A 19,081-nucleotide genomic window follows, 5' to 3' on the forward strand; every position below is an offset into this window, starting at 1 on the left:
AACCCTGACGGTCACATGCGAAGGCGCCCTAGGGCGCCTTCGTTGTATCCGGCCGATAGTAGGGGATGACCACGCATGCATATGAGGCGCTGCTGCGCCTGTTGATGGCGGGAGGCGCATTGGCGCCACGACGGGCCCTGCTGCAGGCCGCGGGCGATGCGCAGGCCGCCATCGCGCAGGGCAGCGCGAACTGGCGCGCGCACGGCTGCACGCCGGAGCAATGCGCCGCACTGGAACGTCCTGACCACCGGGCCTGGGCAGCTACCCTGCGCTGGCTGGAACAGGACAACCATGACCTGCTGCCCTGCACCGATCCGGCCTTTCCGCCATCGCTGCTGGAGGTGCCCAACCCGCCGCTGGCGCTGTTCGTCGCCGGTGATCCCTGCCTGGCCTGGCGCCCCTCGGTGGCGCTGGTCGGCAGCCGTTCCCCCACCCCGGGCGGGCGCGCACTGGCCGCGCGTTTTGCGGGCTGTTTCGTCGAGGCCGGCCTGGCCGTGACCAGTGGCCTGGCCGCAGGCATCGATGCGGCCGCGCACCAGGCCACGCTGGACGCCGGTGGCTGCACCGTGGCGGTGATCGGCACCGGCCCTGACCGCGCCTATCCGGACAGCCACGCCCGGCTGCAGGCGCGCATCGCCGCCGAAGGCGCGGTGCTCAGCGAATACCTGCCCGGCACGGCCGCCCGCCCCGGCCACTTTCCCGCACGCAACCGGCTGGTGGCCGGGCTGGCGCTGGCGACCGTGGTGGTCGAGGCCGCCCAGCGCTCGGGTGCGCTGATCACCGCGCGGCTGGCCGCCGAGGCAGGCCGCGAGGTCTGCGCACTGCCCGGATCGGTGCTGAACCCGTGCGCGGCGGGCTGCCACCGCCTGATCCGTGAGGGCGCCGCGCTGGTCGAGCGCCCCGAGGACGTCCTGGAACTGCTGGCGCCCGCCCTCCGCCAGCAGCTGCCGGGCTTGCAATCGCGCCTGGCCACCCCCACTGAACAGGCACCGCCGGCGCTCCTGCCGGCGCGCTGGGCCGACGACCCTGACTACCAGTGCTTGTGGCGGGCGCTGGACCACAACCCAAGCGGTATGGATTCACTGATCACGCGTTGTGGATTGACGGCGTCACAGGTGTCCTCCATGCTGCTGGCCATGGAACTGGCGGGAATCGTGGTGTGCGTACACGGCCGCTACTGTCGAACTCCCTAGTTTCTTCACCTCCACAGCGTCGCGCGACGCAGGCCGAGGGGCAATGAAAGAGAGCATCCTGGATGTACTGCTGTACCTGTTTGAACACTATTTCAGCGAAGATGCGGACCTGATCCGTGACCGCGATTCGCTCCAGAACGGCCTGATCCAGGCCGGTTTCAGCCCCACCGAGATCAACAAGGCGTTCGACTGGCTCGATGCCCTGGCCGCGCAGCGGCCGAGCGTGGCCCAGGCGCGGGTCGATGGTCCCGTGCGCATCTACCACGGGCCCGAGCTGGACAAGCTGGACGTGGAATGCCGTGGCTTCCTCCTGTACCTGGAGCAGCACGGCATCCTCGACGCCGACCAGCGCGAGCTGGTACTGGACCGTGCAATGGCCCTGGACCAGGACGAACTGGACCTGGACGACCTGAAGTGGGTCGTGCTGATGGTGCTGTTCAACCAGCCCGGCTCCGAAGCGGCCTATGCCTGGATGGAAACGCAGATGTTCATGGACGAGCCAGAACCCCTGCACTGACCGTACACTTGGGGGCATAGCGCATTCAGGAGCGTCCCCGTGAGCGAGTGGTTCCATGCAGAAGGCAACCGGCAGCAAGGCCCGCTGCCGGCGGAACAGTTGGTCGAGCTGTTCCGCAGCAACCAGATCTCCCTGGACACATTGGTCTGGCGTGACGGCCTGCCGCAATGGCAGCCGTTGCGCACCGTGGTCGATGAGCTGGGCCTGATCGTGCCGGCGCTGGACGTGGCCGCACCGGTCGCCGAGCCCGAGCCCGAGCCTGAACCGGCCGTACCCCCGCCGCCGCAGCCGCCGGTGCTGCCGCCGTCCACGCCCTATGCCACCCCGGCCCCGGCCGGCGTCCTGCCGCCGCCGAAAAAGAAGCTTTCCGGCTGCGCCCTGACCGCGATCATCGGCGGCGGGCTGCTGCTGGTACTGGTGCCGATCGTGGCCATCCTCGCGGCGATCGCACTGCCTGCCTACAACGACTACACCGTGCGCGCCAAGGTCGCCACCGCGGTCAATGCCCTGCAGCCACTGAAGGACCAGGTGCAGCATTTCGCCGATGATGAAGGCCGCTGCCCGGGTGCCAACGATGCCGGTTTCCCGGCCCCGGGCGACTTCACCCAGGCCGGCCTGTCGGCGGTGAACATCGGCCGCTTCAACAATGGCCACTGTGGCATCGAAGCCACGCTGGCCGTGCCCGGCAAGAGCCTCGATGGCGACCTGCTGTGGCTGGAATACGATCGCGACAGCGGCCGCTGGCAATGCAGCGGCGAGAGCGACGACAAGTACCTGCCGCCGTCGTGCCGCGGCTGAACCCCGCGCACGGCTGCACCTCCAAGGACGACCCAACAGGGAACATGCAATGACTGAGTGGTACTACGCCGAAGGACAGCAACGCCAGGGCCCGCTGCCGGTCCAGGAGATCCGCCAGCGCTTCCAGCGCGGCCAACTGAACCTGGACACCCTGGTCTGGCGCGAAGGCATGGCCCAGTGGGCGGCCTTGCGCCAGGTGGTCGATGAGCTCGGCCTGCAGACGCTCGCCGACGCCAGCACGGCCACCGCCAGTGGCGGCTTCGACCTGCGCGGCGACTACGCCGCCATCGACAACGGCACTGCACCGCTGCCGGGCACCGGCGCGCTCAGCAGCTCGCCCTACAGCGCCCCGGGCACCGCCGCTGCCGGTGGCCCGCAGCCGGTGGTAGGCGGGGAAGTGGTCTACGCCGGCTTCTGGAAGCGGGTGGCGGCCTACATGATCGACTACTTCGTGCTGGCCGTGCCGGGCGGCATCATCGGCGCCATCATCGGCGTGGTGCTCGGCGCCAGCATGGGCGCGGTGGGCAGCGGCGAAAGCTCCATCGAGATCGTCGCGCAGCTGGCCAGCGCCCTGATCAACCTGGTGATCGGCGTGGCCTACTACACCTGGTTCCATTCCTCGCAGGGTGGCGCCACGCTGGGCAAGATGGCGGTCGGCATCAAGGTCGTGCGCAGCAACGGCGAACGCCTGAGCAGAGGCCGCGCCTTCGGTCGCTACTGGGCCATGCTGCTGAGCAGCTTCACCCTCGGCATCGGCTTCCTGATGGCAGCCTTCACCGAGCGCAAGCAGGGCCTGCACGACATGATCTGCGACACCCTGGTGGTCGACCGCTGGGCCTACACCGACCAGCCGCACCTGCAGCGCCGCGAGCTGGGCACGGTCACCATCGTGATCCTGGTGCTGACCGGCCTGCTGATGCTTGCGGGCCTGGCGCTGCTGGTCGCCGCGGTCGGCTTCATCGCCAAGATGGCCTCCTGAACGGCCATCCTCACGCCTGGCTGCTTGACAGCGGCTGGCCGGGCGTGATTCCTCTAATAAGGTGAAACCTGAACGCCCGGCACACTACCGGGCGTTCAGCGTATTGATTTGTCCGTGGCCGCTTCACTAATGCGGCCGTTTGCTCCACCCTAGCGGCCCCTCCCCTGCGGCTCGCCCCACAGACACTGCTGCCATGCCCAAGCACCTGCTCATCGTTGAATCGCCGGCCAAGGCCAAGACGATCAACAAATACCTCGGCAAGGACTACACCGTCCTGGCCTCGTATGGGCATGTGCGCGACCTGATTCCGAAGGAAGGCGCGGTCGACCCGGACAACGGGTTCGCCATGCACTACGACGTGATCGACAAGAATGAAAAGCATGTCGATGCGATTGCCAAGGCCGCCAAGGGCGCCGACGACATCCTGCTGGCGACCGACCCGGATCGCGAGGGTGAAGCGATCAGCTGGCATATCGCCGAGATCCTGAAGGAACGCGGGCTGGTCAAGGACAAGCCGATGCAGCGCGTGGTGTTCACCGAGATCACCCCGCGCGCGATCAAGGAAGCGATCAGCCAGCCGCGCGCGATCGCCAGCGACCTGGTCGATGCCCAGCAGGCGCGCCGCGCGCTGGACTACCTGGTCGGTTTCAACCTGTCGCCGGTCCTGTGGCGCAAGGTCCAGCGCGGCCTGTCCGCCGGCCGCGTGCAGAGCCCGGCGCTGCGCATGATCGTCGAGCGCGAGGAAGAGATCGAAGCGTTCATCGCCCGCGAATACTGGTCGATCGCCGCCGAGTGCGCCCACCCGTCGCAGCACTTCAACGCCAAGCTGGTCAAGCTGGACGGGCAGAAATTCGAGCAGTTCACCATTACCGACGGCGATACCGCCGAAGCCGCCCGCCTGCGCATCCAGCAGGCCGCGCAGGGCTCGCTGCATGTCACCGACGTGGCCAGCAAGGAGCGCAAGCGCCGCCCGGCGCCGCCGTTCACCACCTCCACCCTGCAGCAGGAAGCTTCGCGCAAGCTCGGTTTCACCACCCGCAAGACCATGCAGGTGGCGCAGAAGCTGTACGAAGGCGTGGCGATCGGTGACGAAGGCACCGTCGGCCTGATCTCGTACATGCGTACCGACTCGGTGAACCTGTCGCAGGACGCGCTGGCTGAAATCCGCGACGTGATCGCCCGTGACTACGGCATCGCCTCGCTGCCGGACCAGCCCAACACGTACCAGACCAAGTCGAAGAACGCCCAGGAAGCGCACGAAGCGGTGCGCCCGACATCGGCCCTGCGCACCCCGGCCCAGGTGGCGCGCTTCCTGACCGACGACGAGCGCCGCCTGTACGAACTGATCTGGAAGCGCGCCGTCGCCTGCCAGATGATCCCGGCCACGCTCAATACCGTCAGCGTCGACCTGTCCGCTGGCAGCGAGCACGTGTTCCGTGCCACCGGCACCACGGTGGTGGTGCCCGGTTTCCTGGCCGTGTACGAGGAAGGCAAGGACAGCAAGAGCGCCGAGGACGAGGACGAGGGCCGCAAGCTGCCGGCGATGAAGCCCGGTGACCGCGTGCCGCTGGAGCGCATCCAGGCCGAGCAGCATTTCACCCAGCCGCCGCCGCGCTACACCGAAGCGGCGCTGGTGAAGGCGCTGGAAGAGTACGGCATCGGCCGTCCGTCGACCTACGCGTCGATCATCCAGACCCTGCTGTTCCGCAAGTACGTGGAAATGGAAGGCCGCAGCTTCCGTCCGTCCGACGTCGGCCGCGCGGTGTCCAAGTTCCTGTCCAGCCACTTCACCCAGTACGTGGACTACGACTTCACCGCCAAGCTCGAAGACGAACTCGACGCCGTCTCGCGTGGCGAAGAAGAGTGGATCCCGCTGATGGCCCGCTTCTGGGAGCCGTTCAAGGAGCTGGTGGAAGACAAGAAGGAATCGGTGGACCGCGCCGAGGCCAGTGGCGCGCGCGAGCTCGGCACCGACCCGAAGACCGGCAAGCCGGTCAGCGTGCGGCTGGGCCGCTTCGGGCCCTATGCGGCCATCGGCAGCACGGCGGAGGACGCCGAGGAAAAGCCCAAGTTCGCCTCGCTGCGCCCGGGCCAGTCGATGCACACCATCTCGCTCGAAGACGCGCTGGAACTGTTCCTGATGCCGCGTGCGCTGGGCGAGGACAATGGCGAGCCGGTCAGCGTCGGCATCGGCCGCTTCGGTCCGTTCGCCAAGCGCGGCAGCACCTACGCCTCGCTGAAGAAGGAAGATGACCCGTACACCATCGACCTGGCCCGCGCCGTATTCCTGATCGAAGAGAAGGAAGAGATCGCGCGCAACCGGATCATCAAGGAGTTCGAAGGCAGCGACATCCAGGTGCTGAACGGCCGCTTCGGCCCGTACATCAGCGACGGCAGGATGAACGGCAAGATCCCCAAGGATCGCGAGCCGGCATCGCTGACCCTGGCCGAAGTGCAGCAGCTGATGGAAGAAACCGGCAAGCCGGTACGCAAGGGCTTCGGTGCCAAGAAGGCCGCTGCGAAGAAGGCGCCGGCCAAGAAGGCGGCGGTGAAGAAGGAAGCGGCGCCGAAGAAGGCCGCGGCCAAGAAAGCGCCTGCCAAGAACGCAGTAAAGAAGGCGGTAAAGAAGGCCGCCGCGAAGAAGGCCCCGGCCAAGAAGGCCGCTGCAAAGAAGTAGATCCACGCCATGCGTGGATGCTGTATCACGCCATGCGTGGATGAGGGGTCGTGCCGGCCGCTGGCCGGCAACCCCAGAAGCATCAGATGCCGGCCAGCGGCCGGCACTACCCGGTGCCAGGGTCCACCCCTTCTGCACGCCGCAGGAGGATAATGAAGGCCCACGTCGGGCCGGTCGCCGCCATGAAAGAACTCACCCTGGACTCCGCTGTCGCCACGCTCCGCGCCGGTGGCGTGATCGCCTATCCGACCGAAGCGGTCTGGGGCCTGGGCTGCGACCCCTCGCATGAGGCGGCGGTGCACATGGTGCTGCGGCTGAAGCAGCGCCCGATCGAGAAGGGCATGATCCTGGTGGCCGCCGACCTGTCGCAGCTGGAGGGCTGGGTGCGCCTGCAGGCACTGCCCGACGCCCGCCAGCGCGCGGTCCTGGCCAGCTGGCCGGGGGCCAACACCTGGATCCTGCCGACCGGTCCGCGCGCCAAGCCCTGGGTCACCGGTGAGCACAGCGGCATCGCCGTGCGCATCAGTGCCCACCCGCTGGTGGCTGCACTGTGCCGCGCCTGGGGCGGTCCTCTGGTCTCCACCAGCGCCAACCTGGCCGGTGAGCCGCCGGCCCGCAGCCGTGCCGAACTCGATCCGCGCCTGCTGCGCCTGCTCGATGGCCTGCTCGACGGCGAAACCGGCGGCCTGGCCCAGCCGACCCCCATCCGCGACGCGCTCAGCGGGAACGTGCTGCGCTCCTGAGCGGGCGATTGCACTGCCGCGCACAATCGCGCACCCTGCCGCCATGAACCTGCCGCGCACCGCCCTGGGCCTGTGCCTGCTGCTGTCCTCGACCGCACTGGCCGCCGAGGACGTGCGCGTGTACCGCTGTGTCGCCAGCAATGGCGCCGTCGCCCTGCAGGACAGGCCGTGCAGCAGCGGCCGGCAGGAAGTCCGCGACCTGCAGCGGCCCCGTGATCCCGCGCCGCGGGTGGTGCGCAGTGACGCCCCTCCCGCAGCGCCCAGCGAGGCTCCGGTGATGCGCGATCGCGAAGTCCGCCACGTCTACATCCAGCCGCCACAGCCGTTGTACGAGTGCGTGAGCGACGACGGTCGCCGCTACACCAGCGACAGCAACGAGGGCAATCCGCGCTGGGTCCCATTGTGGACCAGCGTGTGGCTCCCGCACGGGCACCACGGCGCGGTCCATCCCGGTCCACGCCCGGGCTTCGGCACGCCGGTCGGTGCGCCGATCGGTGAAGGCGCCGGCTACCGGCCGCCCGCGGTGGGCGTCGGCGTGCAGGTGCCGGCCGGCAGCGTGCTGGTCCGTGACAGCTGCCATGCGCTGCCGCCGCAGGAGGTCTGCGCGCGCCTGCGTGACCGCCGCTGGGAACTGGATCGCCGCTACAACAGCGCGCTGCAGAGCGAGCGCACGGACATCAGCAACGAACAGCGTGGCATCGACGCGCGCCTGTCGCGGGACTGCGAACGCTGAGCGCGATGCCTGCCGGGGCATGTACGCTGTGCGCATGAAGAATCCGATCTGGCTGGCCCTGGGCCTGTTCGCCGGCAACGCGTTGGCCGACGACGGGGTGATCTACCGCTGTACCTCCAGCAGCAGCGATGTGCCCACCCTGCAACGCACGCCCTGCCCGACCGGCAGCAAGCAGCAGGTGGTGCGGGTGCCGGCCAGTGCTCCGCCGGCGCCGGCCTCAGCGGCACCCGTGCCGGCCGCGCCCGAACCGGCCGCGGCCACTGCGCCATCCGTTCCCGCACCCGCACCTCGCCGCCCCGGTGAAGGGCGCACGATCATGGAAGCCGGCATGGTCGAACGCGAAGGCGGCGATCTGATACTCGACAGTGCAGCGCTGCCGCGCCAGGCCGATGCCGCGCCAGACAGCCATGCGCCGCCGAAGCCGCCGCTGCCACCGATCTTCCAGTGCACCGACAGCCAGGGCGGCGGCTACCTGCACGAGTACGAAGCCGCCCCCGGACGCTGCGAACTGATGACCGTACAGGGCCTGGGCGGCGCCACGCCGGTCAACGCCGCCGGCTGCGAGGTGGTGCGCGACCGCTGCGAGGCGCTGCCGGAAGCGCAGCGCTGCAGCAGTTGGCAGCAACGCTTCCGCGATGCGCGGGGGCGTGAGCGGTTCGCCTCGCCGGAAAACCGCGACACGGCGCGCGGCGAGCGCGAACGACTGCAGGGCGTGCTGGAGGCCAGCAACTGCCCGGTACCGGGGTGACAACCATCCGGTCGTGCCGGCCGCTGGCCGGCAATCGCAGGATTTTCAGATGATTGCAGTTGCCGGCCAGCGGCCGGCACGACCACCGGAAGATCAGAACCCGTAGCGCAGGAAGCCGCCATCCACTGCGATGCACTCGCCGGTGACGTAGCTGGCCGCCGGCAGGCACAGGAAGCCGACGGCGGCGGCCACTTCCTCCGGCTCGCCGATACGGCGCATCGGCGTACGGTTGATCACTTCCTCGTAGTAGTCCGGGTCCGACAACGGGCCGGAGGTGCGCCGGGTGCGGATGTACCAGGGCGCCACCGCGTTGACCCGGATGCCGTCCTCGGCCCATTCGACCGCGAGGTTGCGGGTCATCTGGTGCATCGCCGCCTTGCTCATGCCGTAGACCACGCCACTGCGCACATGGGTCAGGCCGGAAACGCTGCCGACATTGACGATCGACGACGACGCGTGCCGAGCCAGCAGCGGGTGCGCGTAGCGCGACAGCTCGAAGGCCGAGAACAGGTTGGTCTCGAAGATCTGGCGCCATTCGTCCTCGGAATACTCCGTGGCCGCCTTGGTGACGTTGCCACCGGCGTTGTTGACCAGGATGTGCAGGCCATCGCTGTGGTCTTCCACCCAGTCCAGGATCTGCCGGCGGTCTTCGTCATCGGAGACATCGGCGGCCAGCGCGTGGACCTGCATCTGCGGATATACGTCCAGCAACTCGTCGCGCGCGGTCTCCAGCATGTCGATATCGCGGCCGACGATCATCAGGTCGGCACCGAACCCGGCCAGTTCATGCGCGATGGCCAGGCCGATGCCGGCACTGGCGCCGGTGATCAGGGCGGTCTGGCCGTCCAGGCGCCACCGTTGCTGGGTCATGTGTCCTCCGGGGCCGGGCCCACTGTGTTCCGATGCCACAAGGATACGCGCTCACGGCAGCCGCCTGCGGTAGATGCGACACTGCGCGCACGCCCATCACGGAGTGCCGCCATGCGCATCCTGATCCTGTCCACATCCCTGCTGGCCACCGTGCTGCTGTCGGCCTGCCAGCGTCCGCCCACGCCGAACCCGGAGAAGCCGCCGGAACCGCAGGCCATGGCACGCGCGATCCAGCAGCCGCTGGACCGCGCCAAGGGCGTGCAGAAGACTGTCGATGACGCCGCTGCGAGCGAGCGCAAGGCCGAGGCTGACGCGACGCAGTGACCTGTCGGGTCAGAGCCCTATGCGCTGCAGAGGGGTCCGGCCCCATCAACGAAAAACGCCCGGCCTGAGCCGGGCGTTTTCATTCACTACTGCTGCCGATCAGAACCCGCAGAAGCAGTACGCCAGCGCCTTCACCGGTGCACCGTTGCCCTTCTCGCGGGCGGCGTTCTCGACGAAGCGCAGCTGCGTATCCACGTCCGGCATCGTGCGGGCCAGCATCATCCGCGCCACGCCCGAATCGGCCAGCATCCACGCACCGGCCCGGCTGCCGGCGAACCCGCTGACGAACTGCGCGAACGGCGTGGCCGCCTTCTCGATGTAGCGCACGCGATAGGCATCGGCCTTGCCGAGCTTGGCGCGGCTGGCCGCGTCGGCCACGGCATCCTTCAGCCCGCCAAAGGCATCGACCAGGCCGCGTTCCTTGGCCTGCGCGCCGCTCCAGACGCGGCCACGGGCCACTTCGTCGACGGCCTCGACCGGCTTCTTGCGGGCGTCGGCGACACGGCCGGTGAAGTCGGCGTAGCCCTTGTTGATCACCGTCTGGATGACCTGGCCCACTGCCGGGTCCATCGGCCGGGTGACGTCGAAAGCCCCGGCGAAACGGGTGGTGCCGACACCGTCGGTGTGCACGCCGATCTTGTCCAGCGCGCGGCTGAAGTTCGGCACCATGCCGAAGATGCCGATCGAACCGGTGATGGTCGACGGATCGGCATAGATGCGATCGGCGTTCATGCTGATCCAGTAGCCACCGGAGGCGGCCAGGTCGCCCATCGACACCACCACCGGCTTGCCAGCGGCCTGCAGGGCCACCACTTCACGACGGATCTGCTCGGAGGCGAACACTTCACCACCGGGCGAATCCACGCGCAGCACCACCGACTTCACGTTCTCGTCGTCACGCGCGGCACGCAGCAGCGCCGAGGTCGACTCGCCACCGATGCGGCCGGCCGGCAGGTCACCACCGCTGATCTCGCCGGACGCCACCACCACCGCCACCTGCGGACGCGAGTCCACCGGGTTGCGACGGGCGTCGAGCAGGGCCAGGTAACGGCCGAAGTCGACGTTGCGGAAACCGCCGTCGGCATCGTCGTCGGCGACGCCGCGCTCGATCATCAGATCCTCGAATTCCTCGCGGGTCTTCAGCGCGGTCACCAGCTTCTGCTGCAGCGCGAACTTGGCCAGGTCGCCACCGGCGGCGGCAATGCCTTCCGGCAGCGTGTCGATGCCGGCGGCCAGCTGTGCCGGATCCAGGCGGCGGGCCTTGGCGATGTCGCCCAGGTAACGCTGCCAGACGTCGTTCATCCAGAACAGGTCGGCTTCCTTGGAGGCCGGTGACGCCGCGTCGAGCACGTACGGCTCGGCTGCGGACTTGTACTCGCCCACCTTGAACAGGTGTACGTCCACGCCCAGCTTGTCCTGCAGGCCGGTGCGGAAATACTGGCGGTAGCGGCCGAGGCCCTCGAGCACGACCGAGCCCATCGGGTCCAGGTAGACCTCGTCGGCCTGCGCGGCCAGCAGGTACTGCGACTGGCCCATGCTCTCGCTGTAGGCCACCAGCTGCTTGCCGGACGCGCGCAGGTCCTGCAGCGCGGCGGCCACCTCACGCAGCGAGGCGAAGCCGGACGGCTGCAGCTTGTCCAGTTCCAGCACCACGCGCTCGATCTTCTTGTCTTCCTTGGCCGACTCGATCACCCGCAGCAGGTCGCGCAGCTGGATCTCTTCGGCACCGTTGTCACCCACCGCCTTGGCCAGCGCGCGGCTGACCGGATCGGCGCTGAACTGCTCGACCAGGCGCCCCTCCGGCGCGATCACCAGCGTGGTGCGGTCCTGCAGCGACTTGCTGGCACCGGCGCCCATGCCGGCGGCGATGACGAACATCACCAGCAGCAGGAACAGCAGGCCGAAGAACACCAGGTTGAGGATCAACCGGCGGGTGAAGTTCATGACGTCCCACAGCCCGATGAAGAAACTGGCGACGGGATTGCGACGCGCCGGGGGCAGCGGGGGCACGGGTTGATTCATGGAACGCTCCGGATGGCTTCTTGCCGTGGTACCAGCATAGCCGTTGCCGCGTGATGCGGCATCGGACACAAGTCAGGGGATCGCCCGCCATGGGTGGGCAGGCGGGCGGGACGATCAGGACAGCATCGACTGGCCGATGCGCAGGCTGCTGCGGCGCAGGCGCCAGCCCATCAGGATGGCAGCGGCAGTCAGGCCGACGATCAGGCCGATCCACATGCCCTGCGGGCCCATGCCCAGCCCCAGGCCGAGCCCGGCGCCGAGCGGCATGCCCAGGCCCCAGTACGCGAACATGGCGATGAACATCGGCACGCGGGTGTCCTTCAGGCCGCGCAGCGCACCGGCCGACAGTACCTGGATGCCGTCCGGGAACTGGAAGGTGGCCGCGTACAGCAGCAGGGTCGAGGCCAGCCCGGCCACCGCCAGGTCGTTGGTGTACACGCCGACGATGGCGTCGTGGCCGAACAGCAGCACCGCCGCCGACAGCGTCTGCGTGCCCATGATGATCGCGTAACCGGCCCAGGCCGCGCGTCGCACGCCGAAGCCATCGCCACGGCCGACCGCATGGCCGACGCGCACGGTGGTGGCCTCGGCCACGCCCATCGGAATCATGAAGCACAGCTGCGCGACGTTGATCGCGATCTGGTGCGCCGCCGCTTCATTGGCACCCAGGCGACCGATCAGCAACGCGGTGACGATGAACAAGCCACCTTCCATCAGCACGGTGATGCCGATCGGCAGGCCGGTGCGCAGCAGCTCCCAGATCGCCTTCCAGCGCGGCCCTTCGAAATGCGAGAACAGCTGCAGGTGGGCAAAGCGCTTGGTGCGCCACAGATACAGGGCAAACGCCGTGGCCTGCAGCCACATCATCACCGCCGAAGCGATGCCCAGGCCTTCCGCACCCAGTTCGGGGAAACCGAGCTTGCCGTTGGCCAGTACGTAGCCCATCGGCGCCAGCACCAGCAGGCCGCCGAAGCCGAGCAGCATGGTCGGCAACGTCCAGTGCATGCCTTCGCTCAGGTAACGCATGCAGAAGTACAGGGTCAGCGCGGGCCCGCCCCAGCGCACCGCGTGCAGGAACGCGGTCGCCCCCGGCACGATGTCCGGCGCGATGCCGAACGAGGGCAGCAGCGGCGGCACCACGGTGAGGAAGGTGAACATGATCAGCCCCAGCCCCAGCGCCAGCCACAGTGCCTGGCGGAACAGCGGGCCGATCTCGCGCTCGCGGCCGGCGCCGTGCAGCTGCGACACCGAGGCGGTGAGCGAGATCAGGGTGCCGATCGGAATCAGCATCGGCAGCCACAGCAGCGCCGTACCGATGGTGACTGCGGCAAGGGTGGCCGTGGCGTGGTGGCCGGCAATCACGTTGTCGACGAAGGAGATCAGACCGGTGGACACATGGCCCAGCACGAGCGGCAGGGCGAGCAGACCGGTGGCGCCGACTTCCTTGCTGAAGCGCGGCGTGGAGGTTGCAGTAGACATAAGGTGCTTGACGCGAACTGCGGTTGCGCGCGAAGGGCACAGGCACCGGGTTGCGGGCGCCCATCTTACGCGGGCAGCGCGTGCATTCCCATGACATGGCGTGAATGCGAGGTTGCGGCTGCCCCAAGCAAAAAGGGGACGGAGGGGATTAAGTCGCATTCGGCACTGACTGGCCTGATACGACTTAATCCCCTCCGTCCCCTTTTTCTACTGGCCGGCCTGGCGCTTGAGCCAGCTGTCGCGTTCGGCGGCGGGTACCGCGAGGAAGGCGCTGCGTACCGCATCGCGTTCCTGCGGCGGCGTGCGCTGCGCGACCAGGGTCAGCTGGGCCAGCTGCGCCGGGCTGAGTTGGCGCAGCACGGCCAGCGCCGACTCGCGTTGCTCCGGCGGCACGAATCCGAACAGTCCGTGCAGCTTGGGGAACTCCAGGCCCAGCTGCGGGCCCAGCCGCCATCCGTCGCGGAACGCCTGGTCCTGTGCCTGGAACTGCTGCCGCATGCGCTGCTGTTGATCGGCCGGCAGCGCATTGAAGCGCGCGGCGGCCTGGCGGATGCGCTCGCGCTCGGCTTCCGGCAATGCGCGCCAGGCGGCGTAGTCGGCGCGGCGCTGGCGCTGCTGCTGCGCATCCAGCTGGGCGAACTCCGCAGGGGCTGGAGTAGCAGCGGCCGACGCCGGCGTGGCCGGCGAACTGCCCGGGACCGGTGGCGGCAACGGCACGCTCAACGACTGCGGTGCGGCGGACAGGGACAGCGGCAGGGCCAGCAGCAGGCTGGCGAACATGGACTTATTCATCGGCGGCAGCGGTTTCCAGCGCGGCACTGGCCGGCTCCGGCCGGCTTGGCCTGGACTGCGATTCGTCCACCGGCAGCGGGCCGCCGGCGGCGGTCCACGCATACAGGTCGGCATCGACGACCAGCGGGTAGTCACGATCGGCCAGCATCGCTGCGTCGTCATGGGCTTGGGCGTGGGTCGCGTCCGGCGTGGCATTGACCTTGCTCGGCGGCAGCGCTTCCACGGTCACCGGACCGGCTTCGCCCACGACGCCCTCCGGCAGCGGCGCATCACTGCCGATGGAATGCCCCTGCAGGTAGCGCCACCCCAGCGCCGCGGCCAGCAGCACTGCCACGGTCGCCAGCAGGATCAGCGGACCGCGCCAGCGCGGCTTGGCACTCGCCCGACGGCGCTTGGCGTTGGCGTGGGCGGTGGCCCGCTCGTCGCGCTGGGGAGCGCGCCAGCTGGACGTCGGCGCCTCGTTGTGCGCGACGGGTGCGGCCGGCTGCTGGAGCTGCTGCAGGCGCGTGGCCGGCAGTTCACGGATACGCGCCTGCACCTGCTCGGCCAGCTGGCGCCAGGCCGCGGCGTCGGGCTGGCCATGGGCATCACGCGGGCACGCGTCGGCCAGCAGGTGCTGGTAGCCGGCCTCGTCCTGGTCGAGCACGCGCATGGCAATGCCCTCGTCGAGGCTGCCGCCCACCCGCAGCAGCAGCGCCAGGCGCGGCAGCGGCGCCATCCCGCCCAGCGCGGCCAACGGCGCGGCCCACTGCCCGCCCACCGGTTCGCGCAGTGCCTGGCGTTGCCCCAGCAGGGTCCAGAAGCGGGTCGGCCACTGCGCCATCGGCAGGTCGCTGGCAACGGCCGCGAACGCGCGCATCACCGCGACCAGCGTCTGCTCGGCACGGGCAGCGTCGCCGCACTGCAGTTCAGCCACCACCAGGGCGCGGCGCTCGACGCCACGCAGGAACGCCGACAGCGCGCCGGCCGCGGTCGAGGAAACAGGGGCGGGCACAGCCGTCATCGGTCACTCCAGAGGTCTGCCGGCATGATAGCGGCAGGCAATCGACGCCCGTAGGACTTGCGCCCACCGGCACTTCGTGCTGCAGGTTGTGCACAGCACCACGCAGGTTTCGGGGAAAACTGCGGCATCCGCCTGAATTCACTCTGTTTCAGCTTTGTTTCACACATAAGTTGTTGATTTTGATTACTTTTGCTGTGTGGCGATTTTTTGACCAACCCGAGCGTGAGGCCGTCGTCATCGGCCTCCTGCGCGTCCGCTGGCCGGTAACGCACAACGTTATCCACAGAACATGTGGATAAGACTGAATCTCCAATGGACACCGATATTTAGGTGACATTTATGATTCAACGGACGCCCTCCGGTCGCCCCGTCCGCTGCCATCCGCGCGCGCATGGCCCGGTACACTGGCCCGATGCTTTCACCGATTCCGACCCTGCAGGTCGCCCTGCCCGTCCCGCTGCCGCGCCTGTTCGACTACCTGCCACCGGAAGGCGATGGCCCTGCGATTGCGGTCGGCTGCCGCCTGAAAGTGCCGTTCGGCAACCGGGAGCTGGTCGGTGTCGTGACTGGCCACGGCCAGACGGACGACGGGCAGGGGCTGCGCCAGGCCCTGGCGTGGTGCGACCCGCAGCCGTTGCTGCAGGGCGAGCTGTGGCAAAGCCTGCAATGGCTGGCGCGCTACACCCACGCGCCGCTGGGCGAGGTCGTCAGCACCGCCCTGCCCGGTCCGCTGCGGCATGGTGAGGCCCTCCCCGACACCCACCATTGGGGCTGGCAGCTGACAGCCGAGGGCCATGCCCAGCGTGCGACGCTGCGCGCCGGCAGCCGGCCGCGGCAATTGGCCGAACTGCTGGCCGACGCCATCGTCGATGAAGACGTGCTGGGCGAACGCATGGAGGATTGGCGCACTGCCGCACGCAGCCTGGCCAAGCGCGCCCTGGCCGAGCGCGTCGCGCTGGCAGTGGCGCCCCAACACGCGCAGCCGCTGCCGGGCCCTACCCTCAACCCGGACCAGGCCGCCGCCGTGGCCGCGATCACCGCCGCCGAAGGCTTCCAGCCGTTCCTGCTCGATGGCGTGACCGGCAGCGGCAAGACCGAGGTCTACCTGCAGGCGATCATCCATTGCCTGGCGCACGGCAGGCAGGCGCTGGTGCTGGTACCGGAAATCGGCCTCACCCCACAGACCCTGGCGCGCTTCCGTGGTCGCCTCGGCATTGCGGTGCATGCGCTGCATTCGGGCTTGAACGACAACGAGCGCGCGCGCGTCTGGGCAGCGGCCTCTCGCGGCGAAGCGCGGGTCATCGTCGGCACCCGCTCGGCGGTGTTCACGCCGTTGCCGCAGGCCGGCCTGCTGATCGTCGACGAGGAACACGACGGCAGCTACAAGCAGCAGGATGGCATCCGCTACCACGCGCGCGATTTCGCCCTGGTCCGGGCCAAGGCGCTGGGCATTCCGGTACTGCTCGGCAGCGCCACGCCCTCGCTGGAAACCCTGCACAACGCCTATGCAGGCCGCTACACCCACCTGCGCCTGAAGCAGCGTGCCGGCGATGCGCGGCCACCGCGCGTGCGTATCCTCGATGTACGCAAGCGGCCGCTGCATGACGGCCTCTCGGCCGATGTGCTGGCCGGCATCGGCGAGCACCTGCAGCGTGGCCAGCAGGTGCTGGTGTTCAAGAACCGCCGCGGCTACGCGCCGGTGCTGCTGTGCCATGACTGCGGCTGGACTGCGCCGTGCCAGCGCTGCGACGCGCCGATGACCGTGCATGGCGGGGGCCGGCGCCTGCAATGCCACCACTGCGGCGCGCGGCAGCCGGCACCGCTGGCGTGCCCGGCCTGCGGCAGCCTGGCGCTGCAGCCGCAGGGCATCGGCACCGAACGCCTGGAAGAGCACCTCACCGCCGCCTTCGCCGACTTCCCGGTGGTGCGCATCGACCGCAGCACCACCTCGCGACGCGACGCGCTGGAACAGCAGCTGGCAAAACTGGGCGACCAACCCGGCATCCTGGTCGGCACGCAGATCCTGGCCAAGGGCCACGACCTGCCCAAGCTGACCCTGGTGGTGGTGGTGGGCATCGACGAAGGACTGTTCTCGGCCGATTTCCGCGCCAGCGAGAAACTCGCCCAGCAGCTGATCCAGGTGGCCGGTCGCGCCGGGCGTGCACGTGACCCCGGCGAGGTCTGGCTGCAGACCCATCACCCCGGGCATCCACTGCTGGAAACCCTGGTCAGCGGTGGCTACCACCCGTTTGCGCAGGCCGAGTTGAACCAGCGCCAGGCGGCCGGGTTCCCGCCATTCGCGCATCTGGCGTTGGTGCGTGCTGAAGCGCAGCAGGTGGAGCATGCCAATGCATTCCTGCTGGCCGCGCGGCAGCTGCTGGGCGAACAGGACGTGGTCGAGGCCTACGGGCCGATGCCCGCACCGATGCCACGCCGCGCCGGCTACCAGCGCACGCAGCTGCTGCTGTCGGCCCTGCAGCGACCGCCCCTGCATGGCGTGCTTTCGCAACTGGTACCGCAGCTGTACGCGCTGCCGGAAGCCCGCAAGGTGCGCTGGTCGCTGGATGTGGATCCGACGGATCTGTATTGAGGGGTCAGAGCCCCTTGGTTATCGGGGCCGGATCCCTTTCCGCAGGAAAGGGCTCTGACCCCGAACGCCTTCGCTTACGTCAGCGGCGACATCACGCCGCGCTGGTAAGCTGGTCGCTCGCGCAGGCGCGCATACCACTCGGCCAGGTGCGGCAGGTCCGGGCGCTGGATCGGCAGTTCATACCAGGCGTACACCAGCGAGCCGAGCGGAATGTCGCCCATCGCGAACGTCCCGCCCGACAGCCATGGCTGCGTGGCCAGGGTGGCATCGGCCATCGCCAGGTAGTCACCGGCACGGACGATGGCCGCGTTGATGCGCGCTTCGTCACGGTCGGCCGGCGCGGTGCGCATGATGCCCCAGACCAGGTCGCTGTACAGCGGTGCCATCCGCGAGGTGCTCCAGTCCATCCACTTTTCGGCCTGCGCGCGCTCCATCGGGTCCTCGGCGTACAGCGTGCCCAGCGCATAGCGCGCGCTCAGGTAACGCACGATGGTGTTCGATTCCCACAGCGGCAGGCCGTGGTCCTCGATCACCGGCACCAGGCCGTTGGGATTCATCGCCTGGTACTCCGGCGTCTGCGTGCCGCCGTGGCTGCCGCCGACTTCGATGGATTCGTACGGCAGGCCGATCTCCTCGGCACACCACAGCACCTTGCGGACGTTGCTGGAATTGCGACGGCCCCAGATCTTCAACATGCGGGTTTTCCTTGCTGGCAATGCGAGCGGCAACGATACGCCTGATCGGTGGGTGATGTGCGTGCCGGGTGCGGGATCTGGCATCTGCAGCATGCCGGCCAGCGGCCGGCACTACCGGTTCTTTTGCCGGCACTACCGGTTCTTTTTCGGCAGCGCGCGTACGTAGGACGACTTGCCATCCTTCTTCAGCTCGAACAGGCCGATCGCCGCCAGCAGGTCGCTGAGCTTGCCGTAGCCATAATTGCGCGGATCGAACGAGGCCTGGTTGCCGATCTGGCTGCCGACCGGCCCCAGGTGCGACCAGCCATCCTCGCCCTCGGCCGCAGACACCGCGCGGCGCAGCATCTTCACCAGCCGCGTGTCGCTGCGCATCTCCGCACCGCTTTTGCGCGGGCGTGCATCGTCATTGGCGACGGGCTCGTTGGATGCCTGCTCGCTCGATGCCTGCTCGGCATCCGGCACACTGGCGTGGGTCTGGCCCAGCGCTTCCAGGTAGGTGAACTTCGAGCACGCGTTGACGAAGGGTTCGGGCGTTTTCTTTTCGCCGAAGCCATACACCTTCACGCCATCGGTCAGCAGGCGCATCACCATCGGGGTGAAATCGGCATCGCTGGAGACGATGGCGAAGCCATCAAGGTTGCGCGCGTACAGCAGGTCCATGGCATCGATCACCATCGCCATATCCGAGGCATTCTTGCCCTTGCTGTAGGCGAACTGCTGGATGGGGCGGATCGCATACTCATGCAGTACCGCTTCCCACCCCTTCAGTCGCGGGCTTTTCCAGTTGCCATAGGCGCGGCGCACGTTGGCCACGCCGTAGCGCGCGACTTCGGCCAGGACCTCGTCGATCTTCGAGGCCGGCGCGTTGTCGGCGTCGATCAACAGGGCGATGCGCTTTTCCGGTTCGCTCATGGGCTC

At 68.6% G+C, this 19,081-nt stretch carries 17 protein-coding genes; 10 read left to right on the plus strand and 7 right to left on the minus strand.

All coding sequences use genetic code 11. From position 1 onward, the window contains the following. The first annotated feature begins 65 nt into the window (after positions 1-65). From dprA to AC5P9C_RS08750, 8 genes are all read left to right on the plus strand, one after another. Positions 66-1,193, plus strand: a complete 1,128-nt coding sequence (gene dprA / locus AC5P9C_RS08715) for a DNA-processing protein DprA (RefSeq protein ID WP_343541030.1) — start codon at positions 66-68, stop codon at positions 1,191-1,193. A 43-nt stretch (positions 1,194-1,236) separates the two neighbouring features. Continuing rightward, the gene (locus AC5P9C_RS08720; RefSeq protein ID WP_005419622.1) at positions 1,237-1,710 is read left to right on the plus strand and encodes a DUF494 family protein; all 474 of its coding nucleotides are present in this window, start codon (positions 1,237-1,239) and stop codon (positions 1,708-1,710) included. 39 nt (positions 1,711-1,749) lie between these two features. Beyond that, positions 1,750-2,508 (plus strand): pilin, encoded by a 759-nt coding sequence (locus tag AC5P9C_RS08725; RefSeq protein WP_064239351.1) that lies wholly within the window; start codon positions 1,750-1,752, stop codon positions 2,506-2,508. Between the two features lie 49 nt (positions 2,509-2,557). Beyond that, positions 2,558-3,487 carry an RDD family protein gene (locus tag AC5P9C_RS08730; protein WP_057493866.1) on the plus strand — a complete coding sequence of 310 codons (930 nt, stop codon included), beginning with the start codon at positions 2,558-2,560 and terminating at the stop codon, positions 3,485-3,487. 193 nt (positions 3,488-3,680) lie between these two features. After that, positions 3,681-6,164 carry a DNA topoisomerase I gene (locus AC5P9C_RS08735; RefSeq protein WP_343541028.1) on the plus strand — a complete coding sequence of 828 codons (2,484 nt, stop codon included), beginning with the start codon at positions 3,681-3,683 and terminating at the stop codon, positions 6,162-6,164. Between the two features lie 152 nt (positions 6,165-6,316). Further along, entirely contained in the window at positions 6,317-6,907 is a 591-nt protein-coding gene (tsaC, locus tag AC5P9C_RS08740) for an L-threonylcarbamoyladenylate synthase type 1 TsaC (RefSeq protein ID WP_080355598.1), read from the plus strand. A 43-nt stretch (positions 6,908-6,950) separates the two neighbouring features. Continuing rightward, on the plus strand, positions 6,951-7,640 hold the full coding sequence (locus AC5P9C_RS08745) for a DUF4124 domain-containing protein (protein ID WP_049470968.1): 690 nt from the start codon (positions 6,951-6,953) through the stop codon (positions 7,638-7,640). 34 nt (positions 7,641-7,674) lie between these two features. Further along, entirely contained in the window at positions 7,675-8,388 is a 714-nt protein-coding gene (locus tag AC5P9C_RS08750) for a hypothetical protein (RefSeq protein ID WP_049471039.1), read from the plus strand. A 93-nt stretch (positions 8,389-8,481) separates the two neighbouring features. Here the strand turns inward: AC5P9C_RS08750 and AC5P9C_RS08755 are convergent, their stop codons facing one another. Beyond that, positions 8,482-9,258: an SDR family oxidoreductase gene (locus tag AC5P9C_RS08755; protein ID WP_049470967.1), complete on the minus strand. Its 777-nt coding sequence runs from the start codon at positions 9,256-9,258 to the stop codon at positions 8,482-8,484. Between the two features lie 111 nt (positions 9,259-9,369). Between AC5P9C_RS08755 and AC5P9C_RS08760 the strand changes: the two genes are divergently transcribed. Beyond that, positions 9,370-9,582 (plus strand): hypothetical protein, encoded by a 213-nt coding sequence (locus AC5P9C_RS08760; protein ID WP_049470965.1) that lies wholly within the window; start codon positions 9,370-9,372, stop codon positions 9,580-9,582. 99 nt (positions 9,583-9,681) lie between these two features. Here the strand turns inward: AC5P9C_RS08760 and sppA are convergent, their stop codons facing one another. The 4 genes from sppA to AC5P9C_RS08780 form a co-directional block, all read right to left on the minus strand. Further along, on the minus strand, positions 9,682-11,604 hold the full coding sequence (gene sppA / locus AC5P9C_RS08765; RefSeq protein WP_049470964.1) for a signal peptide peptidase SppA: 1,923 nt from the start codon (positions 11,602-11,604) through the stop codon (positions 9,682-9,684). 114 nt (positions 11,605-11,718) lie between these two features. Continuing rightward, the gene (locus AC5P9C_RS08770) at positions 11,719-13,083 is read right to left on the minus strand and encodes an MATE family efflux transporter (protein ID WP_049470962.1); all 1,365 of its coding nucleotides are present in this window, start codon (positions 13,081-13,083) and stop codon (positions 11,719-11,721) included. A 207-nt stretch (positions 13,084-13,290) separates the two neighbouring features. Then, entirely contained in the window at positions 13,291-13,875 is a 585-nt protein-coding gene (locus AC5P9C_RS08775; RefSeq protein WP_049470960.1) for a DUF3106 domain-containing protein, read from the minus strand. Further along, a complete protein-coding gene (locus AC5P9C_RS08780; protein WP_343543927.1) occupies positions 13,868-14,878 on the minus strand; it encodes a hypothetical protein in 1,011 nt (336 codons plus the stop codon). Before AC5P9C_RS08780 ends, AC5P9C_RS08775 begins: the two co-directional genes overlap by 8 nt. 412 nt (positions 14,879-15,290) lie before the next feature. On the opposite strand from AC5P9C_RS08780, the gene AC5P9C_RS08785 reads away from it, so the two are divergent. Further along, positions 15,291-17,468 (plus strand): primosomal protein N', encoded by a 2,178-nt coding sequence (locus AC5P9C_RS08785; RefSeq protein ID WP_414615127.1) that lies wholly within the window; start codon positions 15,291-15,293, stop codon positions 17,466-17,468. A 74-nt stretch (positions 17,469-17,542) separates the two neighbouring features. Here the strand turns inward: AC5P9C_RS08785 and AC5P9C_RS08790 are convergent, their stop codons facing one another. After that, positions 17,543-18,163: a glutathione S-transferase family protein gene (locus AC5P9C_RS08790; RefSeq protein WP_049470955.1), complete on the minus strand. Its 621-nt coding sequence runs from the start codon at positions 18,161-18,163 to the stop codon at positions 17,543-17,545. Positions 18,164-18,295: 132 nt separating this feature from the next. Beyond that, positions 18,296-19,075 carry an NYN domain-containing protein gene (locus AC5P9C_RS08795; RefSeq protein ID WP_049470953.1) on the minus strand — a complete coding sequence of 260 codons (780 nt, stop codon included), beginning with the start codon at positions 19,073-19,075 and terminating at the stop codon, positions 18,296-18,298. Positions 19,076-19,081: the final 6 nt, after the last annotated feature.

It is taken from the genome of Stenotrophomonas sp. YJH_SMC_10, from assembly GCF_059371555.1.